At 72.4% G+C, this 17,107-nt stretch carries 10 protein-coding genes; 9 read left to right on the forward strand and 1 reads right to left on the reverse strand.

Annotated elements, in window-relative coordinates; all coding sequences use genetic code 11:
* Positions 1–106: 106 nt before the first annotated feature.
* Positions 107–3,325, forward strand: a complete 3,219-nt coding sequence (locus ACZ7DY_RS12775; RefSeq protein WP_471133691.1) for a beta-N-acetylglucosaminidase domain-containing protein — start codon at positions 107–109, stop codon at positions 3,323–3,325.
* A 152-nt stretch (positions 3,326–3,477) separates the two neighbouring features.
* On the opposite strand, the gene ACZ7DY_RS12780 is transcribed toward ACZ7DY_RS12775, so the two are convergent.
* The gene (locus tag ACZ7DY_RS12780; protein ID WP_150184145.1) at positions 3,478–4,014 is read right to left on the reverse strand and encodes an HNH endonuclease; all 537 of its coding nucleotides are present in this window, start codon (positions 4,012–4,014) and stop codon (positions 3,478–3,480) included.
* A gap of 310 nt (positions 4,015–4,324) precedes the next feature.
* On the opposite strand from ACZ7DY_RS12780, the gene ACZ7DY_RS12785 reads away from it, so the two are divergent.
* The 8 genes from ACZ7DY_RS12785 to ACZ7DY_RS12820 all read left to right on the forward strand — a co-directional run bounded on the left by ACZ7DY_RS12785 (position 4,325) and on the right by ACZ7DY_RS12820 (position 17,107).
* Entirely contained in the window at positions 4,325–5,410 is a 1,086-nt protein-coding gene (locus ACZ7DY_RS12785) for a mechanosensitive ion channel family protein (RefSeq protein WP_471133694.1), read from the forward strand.
* A 3,258-nt stretch (positions 5,411–8,668) separates the two neighbouring features.
* Positions 8,669–9,838, forward strand: coding sequence for an ROK family transcriptional regulator (locus tag ACZ7DY_RS12790; RefSeq protein ID WP_471133697.1), 1,170 nt, complete (start codon positions 8,669–8,671; stop codon positions 9,836–9,838).
* 76 nt (positions 9,839–9,914) lie between these two features.
* Positions 9,915–11,255, forward strand: a complete 1,341-nt coding sequence (locus ACZ7DY_RS12795) for an ABC transporter substrate-binding protein (protein ID WP_471133700.1) — start codon at positions 9,915–9,917, stop codon at positions 11,253–11,255.
* A 13-nt stretch (positions 11,256–11,268) separates the two neighbouring features.
* Positions 11,269–12,210, forward strand: coding sequence for a carbohydrate ABC transporter permease (locus ACZ7DY_RS12800; RefSeq protein ID WP_471133702.1), 942 nt, complete (start codon positions 11,269–11,271; stop codon positions 12,208–12,210).
* A 9-nt stretch (positions 12,211–12,219) separates the two neighbouring features.
* Positions 12,220–13,134 carry a carbohydrate ABC transporter permease gene (locus tag ACZ7DY_RS12805; protein ID WP_471133704.1) on the forward strand — a complete coding sequence of 305 codons (915 nt, stop codon included), beginning with the start codon at positions 12,220–12,222 and terminating at the stop codon, positions 13,132–13,134.
* Positions 13,135–13,142: 8 nt separating this feature from the next.
* Positions 13,143–14,408: a 6-phospho-beta-glucosidase gene (locus ACZ7DY_RS12810; RefSeq protein WP_471133707.1), complete on the forward strand. Its 1,266-nt coding sequence runs from the start codon at positions 13,143–13,145 to the stop codon at positions 14,406–14,408.
* Entirely contained in the window at positions 14,399–15,394 is a 996-nt protein-coding gene (locus ACZ7DY_RS12815; RefSeq protein ID WP_471133710.1) for an N-acetylglucosamine kinase, read from the forward strand. Before ACZ7DY_RS12810 ends, ACZ7DY_RS12815 begins: the two co-directional genes overlap by 10 nt.
* Before the next feature lie 303 nt (positions 15,395–15,697).
* Positions 15,698–17,107: a hypothetical protein gene (locus tag ACZ7DY_RS12820; RefSeq protein ID WP_471133713.1), complete on the forward strand. Its 1,410-nt coding sequence runs from the start codon at positions 15,698–15,700 to the stop codon at positions 17,105–17,107.

The raw sequence follows: 17,107 nt of genomic DNA on the forward strand, positions 1-17,107 counted from the left end.
CACCCGCCCCCGTTGACACCCCCGCCGACTCAGTGGTGGGCTCACTGCCACACGTGACGCAAGGGACCGCAAGGGACCCCCGGGAACGAGGACAGGGGCGAGGGCCGTGCAACTGCGGCGCAGGAAGGGCGCGGTCGCCATCGCGGTCGCCGTGATCGCCGGCGCACTGGGCGGCGCGCCGGGCGCCCTCGCGGCCGCCCCGGGCAGCCCCGGCGGACCGACGGCCCCCGCCGCCTCCCCCGCTGCCTCCCCGGACGAGGAGGGCAGGGCCGACGACGCAGGGAGCGGTCGTACGAACGACTCCTCCGGGCTGCCCTCCGTCTGGCCGCGCCCCCAGTCGATGGAGGCCGCGGGAAGCGCCGTCACCGTGGGCGACGACGTCGTCCTCGTCACCACCACCGGCCACGACGGCGGCACCACACGCTCCGGCGATGACACCGACCCGTACGCCCTGAAATCCCTGCGCGCCCTCCTCCGCGACGCGGGCGCCCGCCGGATCACCGAGGTGCGCGACGGCGACCCCCTGCCCGCGGGCGCCGCCCTCGTCGTCCGCGCCGGAGGCACCGGCGCCGACCGGGCGCTGCGCTCGCTCGGCGCCCGCGACACCGGCGACCTGCCCGCGGGCGGCTACCGCCTGGCCGTCGGCCGCAGCGGCGGCCGGGACACCATCGCGCTCGCGGGCACCGGCGAGGACGGCCTCTTCCACGGCGTGCAGACCCTGCGCCGCCTCACCCGCGCGACGACCGGCACCCGCCTGGTCCCCGGCGTACGGATCAGGGACTGGCCGGGAACCGCCGTGCGCGGCATGACCGAGGGCTTCTACGGCACCCCCTGGACGCGCGAGCAGCGGCTGGCCCAGCTCGACTTCATGGGGCGCACCAAACAGAACCGCTACCTCTACGCCCCGGGCGACGACCTCTACCGCCAGGCCCGCTGGCGCGAGCCCTACCCGGCGGACCAGCGCGCCGGGTTCCGCGCCCTCGCGGCACGCGCGCGGGCCAACCACGTCACGCTCGCCTGGGCGGTCTCCCCCGGCCAGGCCATGTGCATGTCGTCCGACCACGACGTCAGGGACCTCGTCCGCAAGCTCGACGCCATGTGGGCGCTGGGCGTACGCGCGTTCCAGCTGCAGTTCCAGGACGTCAGCTACAGCGAGTGGCACTGCGAGCGGGACGCCGAGACGTTCGGGTCGGGGCCGAAGGCCGCCGCCAAGGCCCAGGCCCGGGTGGTCGACGCGGTCGCCGCGTGGCTCGCCGAGCACCACCCGGGCGCGCCGCCGCTCTCCCTGATGCCCACCGAGTACTTCCAGGACGGGACGACCGAGTACCGCGCGGCCCTCACGCGCGACCTCGACCACCGCGTCGAGGTGGCCTGGACGGGCGTCGGCGTGGTCCCCAGGACCATCACCGGACGCGAGCTGGCGGGCGCCCGCGCCGCGTTCGGCCCCCACCCGCTGGTCACGATGGACAACTACCCCGTCAACGACTTCGCGCAGGACCGCATCTTCCTCGGCCCCTACACCGGCCGCCAGCCCGCCGTCGCCACCGGCTCGGCCGCCCTCCTCGGCAACGCCATGGAGCAGCCCACCGCCTCCCGCATCCCCCTCTTCACCGCCGCCGACTACGCCTGGAACCCCCGCGCCTACCGCCCTCACGCCTCCTGGCTCGCCGCCATCGACGACCTCGCGGGCGGGGACGCGGGGGCGCGGGGCGCGCTGCGGGCCCTCGCCGGCAACGACGCCTCGTCCGTGCTCGGCGCCCCCGAATCGGCGTACCTGCGGCCGCTCCTGCGCGAGTTCTGGCGCGCCCGCACGACGCCAGACCGGGCGAGGACCGACCGCGCCGCGCGGGACCTGCGCGCCGCCTTCACCGTGATGCGCGGGGCACCGCGCCGCCTGGCCGGCAGCGCGCTCCACGACGAGGTGCGCCCCTGGATCGAGCAGCTCGCGCGGTACGGCGCGGCGGGCGAGACCGCGGTCGACCTGCTGACCGCGCAGACCGCGGGCGACGGCGCGGCCGCCTGGCGCGGCGCACGCGCCCTGACCGGGTTCCGCGAGGAGCTGGCGAAGGGTGGCGTCAGCGTCGGCAAGGGCGTGCTCGACCCGTTCCTGGCGCGGGCGCAGCGGGCGTACGCGGCGTGGGCGGGCACCGACACCGAGCGGGCCGTCGACCGCGGGACCGCCCGCTTCGGCCGCGACCGCGCGCTGACCGCGGTGACGATCCTGACCGACCCCGGCACCAAGGGCCACGTCGAGGCCCACGTACCCGGCAAGGGCTGGCGGCGCGTGGGCGCCCTTTCGCCGAGCGGCTTCACGGAACTCCGACCGCCCCGCGCCGGGCACGTCAAGGCCCACGCCCCCGGCACGAGCTGGCAGCACATCGGCACCCTCTCGCCGAGCGGCTTCACGGAACTCCGACCGCCCCGCGCCGGGCACGTCGAGGCCCACGTCCCCGGCAAGGGCTGGCGGCGCGTGGGCGTCCTTTCGCCGAGTGGCTTCACGGAGCTCCGGCCGCCGCGCGCCGGCCACAGGGGCGACGCCGCGCCCCTGCGGGCCGACGCGGTCCGCACCACCGCCATCGAAGGCGCCGTCCGCCACCTCGTGCCCTGGTTCGCCGACTCCCCGGCCGCCCGGCTGTCGCTGGCCCGCGCCGAGGCCGACGCGGAGATCGGCGGCGGGCCGCGCCGGGTCACCGCGAGGCTGCGGTCGCTGCGCCCCGGCGACGTCAGCGGAAAGCTCCGCGTGAAGGCACCGGCGGGCATCGAGGTGAAGGTGCCCGGCGAGTCGACGCTGCCGCGCGGCACCGAGGTCGACGTACCCGTCGAGATCACCGTCCCCAAGGGCACGCGCGCGGGCACGTACGACATCCAGATGACCTTCGGCGACGCGACCCGCACGCTGTCCGTGCGCGCCTTCCCCCGCACCGCGGGGCCCGACCTGGCGCGCGGCGCGAAGGCGTCGTCGTCGGCCGACGAGACCAAGGACTTCCCCGCACCGGCCGCCGTCGACGGCGACCCCGGAACCCGCTGGTCCTCCCCGGCCGAGGACGGCGCGTGGTGGCAGGTGGAACTCGCGCGGCCGGTCAGGCTCGGCCAGGTGGTGCTGCACTGGCAGGATGCGTACGCCGCCCGGTACCGCGTCCAGACATCGGCCGACGGCAGGACCTGGCGCACGGCGGCCACCGTGCGGGACGGCAGGGGCGGCCGCGAGACGGTCCGCATGGACGCGCGCGACACCCGCTACATCCGCGTCCAGGGGGACAGGCGGGCCACGCGCTTCGGCTACTCGCTCTGGTCGGTGGAGGCGTACGCGGTCGCGGGGCGGTAGCGACCGCGTACAGGATGGGCACGGGGCCCGTCGCGTACGGGACGGGCCCGAGCCCGCGTGCTCTTTTCCCCCCCGGACTACCGCGCGCTCTTTTCCCCTCCCGGATACGACGAAGGTTTTCCCCCGGATACGACGAAGGCCCGGATCGAGAGCTAGGCGGAAATGCCGTCGATCCGGGCCATCGCGTCGTCCGCGCCGAACGGTTGCAGGTACGGCAGCCAGCGCGGATCCCGGTGGCCGGTCCCAATGATGCGCCAGGCGAGGCCCGAGGGCGGCGCGGGCTTGTGCCGCAGCCGCCAGCCCAGCTCCATCAGATGCCGGTCGGCCTTGACGTGATTGCAGCGGCGGCAGGAAGCCACCACGTTGTCCCAGGCGTGCTGGCCGCCCCGGCTCTTCGGAATGACGTGGTCGACGCTGGTTGCGACGCCACCGCAGTACATGCACCGACCGCCGTCGCGGGCGAACAGCGCCCGCCGGGTGAGCGGGACAGGACCCCGGTAAGGGACCCGGACGAACCGCTTGAGGCGGACCACGCTGGGTGCGGGGACGGTGCGTGTTGCGCTGTGCATGAAGGCGCCGGATTCCTCGAGGCAGAGAGCCTTGTTCTCCAGGACGAGGACGAGCGCGCGGCGGAGCGGTACGACGCCGAGGGGCTCGTACGACGCGTTGAGGACCAAGACATGCGGCACGGCGGATGCCTCCTTGTACGCCGGCGGCGCGTGGCTCGCGCCGGGACGATCTGGCTGTCAGTCTCCCCTCATGCCTGGTCGTAGCGCCAGCATGTCCCCGTAACGGCCTTGAAGTGTTTTCGACCACAGCGGGCGCGAGACGGGGACGTCACTTGGTTCTTCCCCAGGTGAGCACCGTCTCTCCCTCGAACATGACAACGATCCACACACGATGCCCCGTTAGTGTGGTGGGTCTGCCCGGTCCCCCCGGTTCGTCTCCGTCGAGTCGTTTTCCTCTCCGGGCAGGTCGCGATACCTGGAGGTACCCGCAGTGTTCTTGTCCGTCCTGTCGGCAGCCGGAACGGACCCGGACGACAAGCCGACATCCAAGCCCCCCACCCTTGAGGACGCTCAGGAAGGCGCCACGAACGCGGCGAGCTGGGTCGAGCAGAACTGGTCCACGTGGCTCGGCATCGGCCTGCGCATCGTGCTCATCGTCGCGACGGCCCTCGTCCTGCGCGTGCTGGTACGGCGCGCCATAACCAAGCTGATCGACCGCATGAACCGCACGGCACAGGCCGTGGACGGCACCGCGCTCGGCGGCCTGCTGGTGAACGTGGAGCGCCGCCGCCAGCGCTCGCAGGCGATCGGTTCGGTGCTGCGCTCGGTGGCGTCGTTCCTGATCCTCGGCACGGCCGGGCTCATGATCCTCGGCACCTTCGACATCAACCTGGCGCCGCTGCTCGCCTCGGCGGGTGTGGCGGGCGTCGCGATCGGCTTCGGCGCGCGCAACCTCGTCACGGACTTCCTCTCCGGCGTCTTCATGATCCTCGAGGACCAGTACGGCGTCGGCGACTCCATCGACGCGGGGGTCGCCTCCGGCGAGGTGATCGAGGTCGGCCTGCGCGTCACCAAGCTGCGCGGCGACAACGGCGAGATCTGGTACGTCCGCAACGGCGAGGTCAAGCGCATCGGCAACCTCTCCCAGGGCTGGTCCACGGCCGGCGTCGACGTGACCGTCCGCCCGGACGAGGACCTGGAGAAGGTGAAGGCGACGCTGGCGGAGGTCGGCGAGACCATGGCCAAGGACGAGCCGTGGAACGAACGCCTCTGGGGCCCGGTGGAGGTCCTCGGCCTGGACAGCGTCCTGCTGGACTCCATGGTCGTCCGCGTCTCGGCCAAGACGATGCCGGGCAAGTCCCTGGGCGTCGAACGGGAGCTGCGCTGGCGCATCAAGCGGGCGTTCGACGAGGCGGGCATCCGCATCGTGGGCGGCCTCCCGCCCCACCCGACGGACGACCCCACCCCGGACCCATCGGCCACGGTGGCGGCCCCGTCGGCATACGCCTCGACGACGTCCCCCCAGTCACTGGCGGCATCCCCGATACCGCCTACGCCACCGAACATGTCGAAGTAGACCGAAGCAGGGGGATCCCCCCGGCGGGTGACTCCCGCCCCGGCACGGCACGTCGATACGTCGACTTTTGCCACGAGGGGGGGGGACGGCGGGCGGTTAGGTTCGGGTCATCGGCTTTCGGTGCCGGGTGCGGACCGGTCCATCGTGGGCGAAGGCCACGGTGCGGGCTTAGCCAGCTGGGCGGCCCCGCCGCTCGGGCCATCACCTTTCATCGCCGAGTGCGGCCCGGCCCACCGTGGGTGTCCGCCACCGTCAGGGCGAGGGAAGGCAGCACCTTCGGCGGGCGGGATCTTCGAAGGTCACCGGGGCCGCCCGGGTGGGGTCCTGAGTGTGGCGGTTCCGGGCCGGGAGTAAAGGGCGCCCTACGGGCGTCGGCTCCGCCGATTCCGCTCCGCTCCACCCTTGACTCCCACCCCTCCACCGCAGCTTCACCTTCGACCCGGACGGCCAGGGATGAGGCGGCGGGTCTAGCTGGTCGGGTCATCACCTTTCGATGCCGGGTGCCGACCGGCTCATCGTGTGCGGCTGCCACGGTGCGGGCTCGGCCATCAACCCGGCTTCGCTGTGCGGGTCATCACCTGTCATCGCCGGGTGCGGACCGGCTCATCGTTGGCGGCTGCCACGGTGCGGGCTCGGCCAGCCGGGCGGCTTGGCTGCTCGGGTCATCACCTTTCGTCGCCGGATGCGGTCCGGCTCATCGTGTGCGGGCGCCACGGTGCGGGCTCGGCTAGCCGGGCGGCTTGGCGTGCCGGGTCATTGGCTCTCGTGGCCGGGTGCGGATTGGTACATCGTGCGTCGCCGCCATGGTCGGGCGCGCGGGGCCTCGCGGGTCGGTGGCCATGGCCAGTGGTGCTGGTGGTGTGGGGTGACGGTGTGACTGGTGGTGCGTTCTGAGACGACCATCCCTGGCCCGCATTTCGGGCATTTGGGTCTTGCGAGGGGTGGGGTGCAGGGAAGTCTCGGTGGGAGGGCCTGATTAGTGGGGTGTGGGGGAGACTTTCCTGCGATCGGGTCCGGGAGCGGCTTGGCGGGCTTGGTCCAGTGGGCTCCCCGTGGCCTTCTGGGTGCGGTGCAGGGAAGGTCCCAGCGCCGCGAGCGTCCTGCGTCGCTGACCTGCCCCGCCACGGGCAGGCGCGCACCCGGCGATGAGACCCCAGAAGCTGAGCGCCGACCGGGGCTCGCCCACGACAGACCCGACCGCACCCGGCACCGAATGGCGCACGGCCCCGAGCGGTCGGTCGCGCGGTGAGCCGCGTCGCACTCGGCGGCGAGAGCCGATGACCCGGCACGCCAAGCCGCCCGGTCAACCGAGCCCGCACCGGGGCAGCGGCCAACAATGAGCCGGTCCGCACCCGGCGATGAAAGGTGATGACCCGAGTGGCCAGGCCGGTCCGCCGGCCGAGCCCGCACCGTGGCGCCCGCACACGATGGCCCGGACCGCGCCCGGCGACGAATGGCGATGGCCCACGCAGCGAAGCCGCCCGACTGACTGAGCACCTCACCCTGACCCCCGCCCACGATGGACCGGTCCGCACCCGGCGATGAAAGCTGGTGGCCCGAGCGCGAGGCCGCGTGGTCGGGCGAGCTTGCGTCGTCGCGCGCGATGCGGCTGACCGCTCGGGCCGTGCATCTTTCGGTGCCGGGCGCGGTCTGGTCGGTCGCGGGCGAGCCCCGGTCAGCGTTCAGCTTGTGGGGTCTCGTCGCCGGGTGCAGGGCCGGGGGCTCGGTCAGCGGGGTGCCTCGGGTCGATCGCGGCACTGGGGCGGGAAGCCTTCCGGGCATCGCACGCCGGGAGCCTTCGCGGCGCGCTGGCCCAGGTCCGCGAGGCCGCTTCCGGGACCGATCGCAGGAAAGTCTCCCCCACACCCCACCAATCAGGCCCTCCCCCTGAGACTTCCCTGCACTCCACCCCTCGCAAGACCCAAATGACCGAAATGGGGGGGGCGGGGATGGCGCCTCAGGACGCACCACCCGTCACACCCTCACCCCACACCACCCCAGCCACCCGACCGACCACCGCAGCGACCCGCGAGGCCCAGCCCGCCCGACCATGGCGGCGACGCACGATGGACCGGTCCGCACCCGGCGGCGAGAGCCGATGACCCGGCACGCCAGGCCTCCCCGCTGGCTGAGCCCGCACCGTGGCAACCGCACACGATGAGCCGGACCGCACCCGGCGATGAAAGGTGATGATCCGAGCAGCCAAGCCGCCTAGCTGGCCGCGCTCGCACCGTGGCATCCGCCCACGATGGGCCGGTCCGCACCCGGCAGCGAAAGGTGATGACCCCACTCAGCCAAGCCCGCCGCCTCATTCCTGGCCGTCCGGGTCGAAGATCAAGCTGCGGTGGAGGGGCGGGAGTCAAGGGTGGAGCGGAGCGGAATCGGCGGAGCCGACGCGAAGCGCCCTTTACTCCCGGCCCGGAACCGCCACACTCACGCAAAACCCGGGCGGCCCCGGTGACCATCGAAGACCCCGGCCCGCCGAAGTCGCTGGCTTCCCCTCGCGCTGACCGTGGCGGCCACCCACGATGGGCCGGGTCGCACCCGGCGACGAGAGGTGATGGCCCGGGCGGCGTGGTCGGATGGCTGGCCGAGCTCCGACCATGCCGCCCGCCCACGATGGACCGGTCCGCGCCCGGCGACGAAAGCCGATGGCCCGAGCGGCCTCCCGGTTGGCCGAGCCCGCACCGTGGCAGCCGCACACGATGAGCCGTTCCGCACCCGGCGACGAAAGCTGATGGCCCGAGCAGCCAAGCCGCCTGGCTGGCCGAGCTCGCACCGTGGCCCTCGCCCACGATGGGCCTGTCCGCACCCGGCCACGAAAGCCGATGACCCCACCAGCCAAGCCCGCCGCCTCATCCCTGGCCGTCCGGGCCGAAGATCAAGCTGCGGTGGAGGGGCGGGAGTCAAGGGTGGAGCGCAGCGGAATCGGCGGAGCCGACGCCCGTAGGGCGCCCTTTACTTCCGGGCCGGAGCCGCCACACTCTCGCCCCCCGCCCGGGCGGCCCCGGTCACCCTCGAAGATCCCGGCCCGCCGAAGTCCCCGCCCTCCCCCGCCTCGACCCGGGCGGCCACCCACGATGGACCGGTCCGCACCCAGCAACGAAAACCCCACCCCACCCCCAGGTAACGACTTGGTTGCCGGACCGGTGTCTTCTCTTGACTGGCTCTTCGCGCCAGCCGTACCGTCCTCACGAATTGGAAAGTTTCCTAACAGTTAGCCGCCCACGGAAGACCCACGGAAGAGCAGGTGTCGTCATGGCAGCAGCGGGCAGCACCCCGGGGACTCCGGGTACCCCCGGCACGCCGAGTGTCCTGCGGGCCATGAACGACCGGGCCGTGCTCGATCTGCTCGTCGCGCACGGGCCCCTCACCCGTACCCGTATCGGCGAGCTGACCGGGCTGTCGAAGCCCACCACCTCGCAGCTCCTCGGGCGGCTCGAAGCGGCCGGGCTCGTCCACACCACCGGCAGCCTCAGCGGGCGCCCCGGTCCCAACGCCCTGCTGTACGAGATCGATCCCGGCGCCGGGCACGTCGCCGCGCTGTCCGCCGACCCGACCGGGATCACCGCCCTCGTCGCCGACATCACCGGCACCGTTCTCGGCCGCCGGCGCGTCGAGGCCGAAGCCGTCGCCGAGGACGTGCGGCACCGCACCGCCCAGCTCGTCGCGGAGGCCGTCGACGGGGCGCTGCGCCAGGCCGGGCTCGGCCACGACGATCTGCGCGCCGCCGTGATCGGCACCCCGGGCGCCATCGACCCGCACACCGGTGAGCTGCGGTACGCCCCGCACCTGCCGGGCTGGCACTCCCGCACGTTGCGCGACGATCTCGCCGCCGTCCTCGGCACCCCCGTCGACATCGAGAACGACGTGAACCTCGCCGCCGTCGCCGAGCAGTACGAGGGCGCCGCCCAGGACCACGACAACTACGTGCTGACCTGGCTCGACGAAGGCGTGGGCGCGGCCATCGTGCTCGGCGGGAACCTGCTGCGCGGCGCGACCGGCGGCGCGGGCGAGATCGGCTACATGCCCCTGCCTGGCGCCCCCCTCGCGCGCGGCGGCTCGTGGGAGGGCGGCGGCTTCGAGAGCCTCGTCTCCGCGTACGTCGTACGTGAACTCACCGGCGGCGGCGCGACGTTGGCCGAGGTCATGGCCGACGACACCGCCCTCGACGAAGTCGCGCGGCGCATCGCCACCGGCATCGCCGCGGTCGTCGCCGTCGTCGACCCCGAACTCGTCGTGCTGTCGGGCTCGGTGGCCCAGGCCGGCGGCGACAAGCTGCGGGCCCGCGTCGAGGAGGAGCTCACCGGGCTGGCGCTCCCCCGCCCGCAGATCCGCATCAGCGAACTCTCCGGCGACCCGATCCTCACCGGGGCACTCCGCTCGGCCCTCACCCAGGCCCGCGACCAGGTCTTCGACACGGCCTGAGCCGAGCCGCCCCGCCCAGGTATCCCCCACCCCTGCACTCCCCTCCCCTCCCTCCCTCCCCGAAAAGGACCCCGCCATGCCGCGATGGCGCATGCCCACCTGCGCGTCAGCGGCGCTCGCCGCAGCCGGTCTGTTGCTCTCCGGCTGCGCCAATCCGAGCGTCGGCAGCGCGAACGACGACCCGACCAAGCCGGTCACCCTGAAGTTCTGGCACGGCTGGTCGACGCCCGGCGAGGTGAAGGCCGTCGACGAGAGCATCGAACGGTTCGAGAAGCTGCACCCGAACATCGACGTGCAGGCCACCGGGAACGTCTCCGACGAGACCGTCAACCAGGCCCTGCGCGCGGGCGGCGACAAGGCGCCGGACGTGGTCTCGTCGTTCACCACCAACAACGTGGGCCAGTACTGCGACTCGGGGATGTGGGCGGACCTCGACCCGTTCATGGAGAAGAACGGGCTCGACAAGCGGAAGACCTTCCCCAAGACGCTGCTCGACTACACCAGTTACCGGGGCAACCAGTGCGCGCTGCCGCTTCTCGCGGATGCCTACGGCATGTACTACAACAAGGACGCCTTCGAGGAGGCGGGCATCACGCGTCCGCCGCACACGATGTCCGAGTTGGCGAAGGCCGCCAAGAAGCTGACCGTGCGCAAGGGCGAGCACTCCTACAAGCGGGTCGGGTTCCTGCCCAACTTCCGCTTCTACCAGAACAGTCCGGACCGGCTCTTCGCGCAGTGGGGGCCGCGGTACTTCGACGCCAAGGGGAACGCGCGGCTGGCCGACGAGCCGTCGACGTACAAGTTCTTCAAGACGGCCAAGCAACTCGCCGACGCGCAGGGCGGCTTCGGTGATCTGGAGCGGTTCCGGCTGACCTTCGGGGACGAGATGTCCAGCCAGAACGCCTTCCTGACCGGCAAGGTCGCGATGCATCTGGACGGCGAGTGGCGCGGCCTGATGCTGAACGAGGCCAAGGCGGACTTCGACTGGGGCGTGGCCCCGCTGCCGGTGCCGGACGACCAGGCCGACACGTACGGGCGCGGTTTCATCACCGGCACCGTCGCCGGCATCGCGCACAGCAGCAAGCACCAGAACGCCGCATGGGAGCTGGTGCGGTTCCTGACGGCGGACACCGGGCAGGTGGTGAGGTTCGCGAACGCGATCCACAACGTGCCCTCCACCTTCGCGGCGCTCAAGTCGCCCGATCTGGACTCCGATCCGACCTTCCGGGCCTTCTTCGACATCCTGGCGAACAAGCACAGCAAGGCCCTGCCGCCCTCCGTCAACGGCGGCGCCTATGTCGTCTCGCTGCAGGACTTCGCGTACTCCGTGGAGGCCGGGCGCGTCTCCGATCTGCGCGAGGGCCTGAAGAAGCTCGACGACCAGATCGACGCCGACACCCTCCAGTCGAAGAGCTGAGGACCCCTGAGCCATGGCACGAGCACTGCACCTCTCCCCTCCCGCGCGCCGCAGGCTGCGCACGCTGGGCTTCCTCTCCCCCTGGCTGGTCGGCTTCAGCGTCTTCTTCGCGTATCCGCTGATCGCGACGGTCTACTTCTCGTTCATGCACTACAACCAGATCAAGGAGCCCACCTTCGTGGGCCTCAGGAACTGGAAGTACGTGTTCGAGCAGATGCCCCTGTTCGGTCCGGCCCTGTGGAACACGCTGTGGCTGGTCGTGATCATGGTGGCCCTGCGGGTGGTCTTCGGGCTCTCGCTCGGACTGCTGATCACGAAGATCAAGACGGGGGTCGGCTTCTTCCGCACCGCCTTCTACATCCCGTATCTCGCCCCGCCGGTGGCCGCCACCGTCGCCTTCGTCTTCCTGCTCAACCCGGGGACGGGTCCGGTCAACGAGATCCTCGACGCGGTCGGGATATCCGGGCCCAACTGGTTCAACGACCCGGACACCGCCAAGCCCTCCCTGGTGCTGCTCTCCCTGTGGGGCATCGGCGACCTGATGGTGATCTTCATGGCCGCGCTGCTCGACGTACCGAAGGAGCAGTACGAGGCGGCCGATCTCGACGGCGCGGGCGCCTTCGCCAAGTTCCGGTACGTGACCTGGCCGGCCATCACGCCGATCGTGATGTTCGCGGTGGTCACCGGTGTCGTCCAGACCATGCAGTACTACACGCAGGCCCTGGTCGCAGGAAAGGTCGCCTCCGGGGTCAACATCGGACCCGGTTCGGTGATCCAGCCCGGCTATCCGGACCACTCGACCCTCACGGTCCCCCAGCTCGTCTACCAGATGGGCTTCCAGAACTTCAACACCGGTGCGGCGTGCGTTCTCTCGCTCGTGCTCTTCGCCATCGCCATGGCCGTGACCATGCTCCTGATGCGCAAGCGTTCCGGGCTGCTCGCGGCGGAGGACTGAGGACTTTCGATGACTTCCACGACTCTCAGCGCGCCCACACCGGCGTCGGCGTCCGAACGGACCGCACCGAACCGGGGCCCCGCCGCGGCCCGCGCCCGCCGCAAGCGCATCCTGCACTGGATCGCCGTGCACAGCGTGGCGATCGCCGTCGCGCTCCTGTTCATCCTGCCGTTCGTCTTCGTCTTCCTGACGTCGGTGATGAGCGACGCGCAGGCGATGAGCGGCGACCTGTGGCCCGACTCGTGGCACTGGTCCAACTACAAGGCCGTGTTCGAGACGCCGGGGTTCCTCGACTGGTGGCGCAACTCGCTCATGTACGCGGGGCTCGGCACCCTCTTCACGGTCTGCTCGGCGATCCCCGTGGCGTACGCGCTGGCCAAGTTCCGCTTCCGCGGCCGGCGTACCGCGATGCTGCTCGTCATCTCGACGATGATGCTGCCGCCGCAGGTCATCGTGATCCCCATGTACCTGGTGTGGGCCCAGCAGTTCCACCTGTCGGGCACGCTGTGGCCGCTGATCATCCCGATGGCGTTCGGTGACGCGTACTCGATCTTCCTGCTGCGGCAGTTCCTCCTGACCATCCCCAAGGAGTACATCGAGTCGGCGAAGGTCGACGGCTGCGGGGAGTTCCGCACACTGGTCAGAATCGTGGTGCCGATGGCGAAGCCGGGCATCGCCGCCATCGCGCTCTTCCAGTTCTTCTACTGCTGGAACGACTACTTCGGGCCGCAGATCTACGCCGCCCAGAACCCCGGCGCCTGGACGCTCAGTTACGGCCTCGAGTCGTTCAAGAGCGCCCACAGCGTCAACTGGAACATGACCATGGCCGCGACGCTGCTCGTCATGGCGCCCGTCATCGTCATCTTCTTCTTCGCACAGAAGGCCTTCGTCGAAGGCGTCACCCTCACCGGAGTAAAGGGCTGAGAAACGGTATGAAGCTCGCAGTGGTCGGCGGAGGGTCGACCTACACACCCGAACTCATCGACGGATTCGCGCGGTTGAGGGACACCCTGCCGATCGAGGAGCTCGTCCTCGTCGACCCCGCCGCCGACCGGCTCGAACTCGTCGGGGGCCTCGCGCGGCGCATCTTCGCCAAGCAGGGCCACCCGGGCGTCATCCGCACCACCTCCGACGTGGACGCCGGGGTCGCGGACGCCGACGCCGTCCTGCTCCAGCTGCGCGTCGGCGGCCAGGCGGCCCGTCAGCAGGACGAGACCTGGCCCCTGGAGTGCGGCTGCGTCGGTCAGGAGACCACCGGCGCGGGCGGCCTCGCGAAGGCGCTGCGCACCGTGCCCGTCGTCCTCGACATCGCCGAACGGGTCCGGCGCACCAACCCGAACGCCTGGATCATCGACTTCACCAACCCGGTCGGCATCGTCACCCGCGCGCTGCTCCAGGCCGGCCACAAGGCCGTCGGCCTGTGCAACGTGGCGATCGGCTTCCAGCGCAAGTTCGCCGCGCTGCTCGACGTCACGCCGGGCGAGGTCCACCTCGATCACGTGGGCCTGAACCACCTCACCTGGGAGACGGGTGTACGACTCGGCGGGCCCGGCGGCGAGGACGTCCTGCCGCGGCTCATCGCCGAGCACGGGGACGCGGTCGCCGCGGACCTGCGCATGCCGCGCGAGATCGTCGACCGGCTCGGCGTCGTCCCCTCGTACTACCTGCGCTACTACTACCAGCACGACGCCGTGGTCGAGGAGCTCGGCACCAAGCCGTCGCGCGCCGCCGAAGTCGCGCAGATGGAGGCCGAGTTGCTGAAGATGTACGGCGACCCGGCGCTCGACGAGAAGCCGGAGCTGCTCGCCCGGCGCGGCGGCGCCTTCTACTCGGAGGCGGCCGTCGACCTCGCGGCGTCGCTGCTCGGCAACGGGGGCAGCCCGTACCAGGTGGTGAACACCGTCAACAACGGCACGCTGCCGTTCCTGCCGGACGACGCGGTCATCGAGGTGCAGGCCACGGTCGACGGCAAGGGCGCGAGGCCGCTCGCCGTGCCGGAGCTCGACCCGCTCTACGCGGGGCTCATCGCCCACGTCACCGCCTACGAGGAGCTGGCGCTGCGGGCGGCGCTGCACGGTGGCCGCGAGCGCGTGTTCAAGGCGCTGCTCGCCCACCCGCTGGTGGGCCAGTACGCGCAGGCGGAAGCCCTCACCGACCGCCTCATCGCGCACAACCGGGAGCACCTGGCGTGGGCGTAGGCACGAGCGTGCTCGCGATCGACGCGGGCAACAGCAAGACCGACGTCGCGGTGGTCGCGGCCGACGGCCAGGTGGTCGGCGCGGCCCGCGGCGGCGGGTTCCAGCCGCCGCTGGTGGGGGTCGAGGCGGCGATGGACGGGCTCGCGGAGCCGGTGGCGCGGGCGTTCGCCGAGGCCGGTGTCGCCTCCGTGGGCCATGTCTCCGCGTGTCTGGCCAACGCCGATCTGCCGGTGGAGGAGCGGGAGTTGGCGCTGGCGCTGCGGCGGCGCGCCTGGGGTCCTTCGGTGGAGGTGCGCAACGACACCTTCGCCATCCTGCGCGCCGGGCTCCTGGAGGACGCCGAGCCGCGCGGCGTCGCCGTGGTGTGCGGGGCGGGCATCAACTGCGTCGGCATGCTGCCGGACGGGCGCACCGCCCGCTTCCCCGCCATCGGCCGCATCTCGGGGGACTGGGGCGGGGGCGGCGGCCTCGCCGAGGAGGCGCTGTGGCACGCGGCGCGCGCCGAGGACGGTCGCGGGCCCGCGACGGCGCTGCGCGAGGCGCTGCCCGCGCACTTCGGTCTCGCGTCCATGTACGCGCTGATCGAGGCGCTGCACCTGGGGCATGTCGCGCCGGTGCGGCGGCACGAGCTGACGCCGGTCCTGTTCGCCACGGCGGCGGCCGGCGACGCGGTGGCGCGGTCGCTGGTGGACCGGATGGCCGACGAGGTGGTGGCGATGGCGACGGTGGCCCTGGAGCGCCTCTCCCTGCTGGACGAGGAGGCGCCGGTGCTGCTCGGCGGCAGCGTACTCGCCGCCCGGCACCCTCAACTCGACGACCGCGTGCGGTTCTTGCTCGCCGAGCGGGCGCCGAAGGCGGTGCCGCAGGTGGTCGTCGCGCGTCCGGTGCTCGGCGCGGCCCTGCTGGGCCTCGACCGGGTGGGTGCGCCGACGCGGGTGCACGCGCGCGTGCGGGAGCAGTACGAGAGCGGCGCGGACGTCCGCTGACGGGCACCCGCCCGCGCCGGGGGGGCGCGGGCGGGAACCGAACCCCCCTCGATCTCGTGTACAAGGGCAGGGATCCGAACAAGATCGAGTCAAGGCCTGTCCGGATGTCAGTCCCTGCGGCAATACTTGCGGCCGGGGACTTCTTCCGGCGCCGCGCGCCGGGTGGAAGCCGCCGTCCGGAGACCCGAGGGGGAGGTCGAGGTCAAGGTGACACATCCGCCGCACGGCAGCGCGTTGCCGCCCGGTCCGCCCGGCCGGGCTCCGGCCGTGCCCGGGCAGGGCCCGGGAGGGACCGCGCCGGCGATGCCCGCCGTCCCGCCGCAGGCGGCCGGCGCACCGCCCGGCCCGCCGGGGCAGGCGCCGCCGTCCGCCCCGGCCGGGCGCCGCACCGCCTGGTCCGAGGGCGTGGACCGGCTGCGCGCCGCCGCGACCACGGAGCCGGGCAGGCTCCGCATCATCGGTGCCGTCCTCGCCCTGCTCGTCGTCGCGTTCGGGGCGGTCACCACCTGGCAGATGACGGAGCGTTCGGCCGCCGCGGACGACGTGCTGCACCGCAGCCAGCCGCTGAGCGCCGACGCCGCGGCCATCTACCGCTCGCTGGCCGACGCCAACACGGCGGCGTCCAGCGGCTTCCTGGCGGGCGGCCAGGAGCCGGCCGCCGTCCGCGCCCGGTACGAGCGCGACATCGACCGCGCCTCCGAGAAGCTGGCCAAGGCCGCGTCGAACGCGGGCTCGGACTCCACGTCGGCGGCGTCCGTCGGCGAGCTGAACAAGCTCCTGCCGCAGTACACCGGCCTGATCGAGCGCGCCCGCGCCAACAACCGGCAGGGCCTGCCCCTGGGCGGCGCCTATCTGCGGTACGCGAACGACACGATGCAGACGCGGATGCTCCCGGCCGCCGAGAAGCTCTACACGTCGGAGAACGAACGGCTCGGTTCGGACTACGCCGACGCCAAGCCGTACCCCTGGTTCGCCATCGCGCTCGGCGTCCTCGCGCTGGCCGCCCTCGCCTGGGCGCAGCGCCGCAACTACCGCCGTACGAACCGCGTGTTCAACCACGGGCTGCTCGCCGCCACCGCGGCCGCCACCGTCGTGCTGCTCTGGCTGGTGGTCGGCCACACCTTCGCGCGCGCGGGCCTCAACGATTCGTACGACCACGGGGTGCGCTCGCTGAACGTCCTGAACGACGCCCGCATCAGCTCCCTGAAGGCCCGCGGCAACGAGAACCTCACCCTGGTCAGCCGGGGCGCCGAGACCACCGAGGTGGGCGGCGAGCCCGAGGACAAGTTCGACGTCGCCTACCGCACGCAGATGAAGCAGCTCGGCGACGACGACAGCGGCCTGCTCGGCGAGGCGGCGCGGCTCGCCCGCGACACCGGCGGCGCGGGCCCGGTCGCCGAGGCCGCGAAGAACGTGGGCGTGTGGAAGGACCGGCACAAGGTGGCGCGCGCCAGCGACGACTCCGGCGACTACAAGGACGCGCTGGACAAGGTCATCGGCTCCAAGGACGACGAGCCGACCGGCGAGTGCTTCGACAATGTGGACGCGGCCCTGGACCGGGCCCTGGCGTTCGAGCAGAACGAGTTCCGGCAGGCGGCACAGGACGGCAGGGGCGCCATGAGCGGCCTCGCGGTCGGCGCGGCCGTCCTCGCGGTCCTCGCCGCGGCGGGCGCCGTGCTCGGCATCGGCCGCAGGCTTTCGGAGTACCGGTGA

The sequence above is a fragment of the Streptomyces sp. NPDC037013 genome, assembly GCF_055607265.1.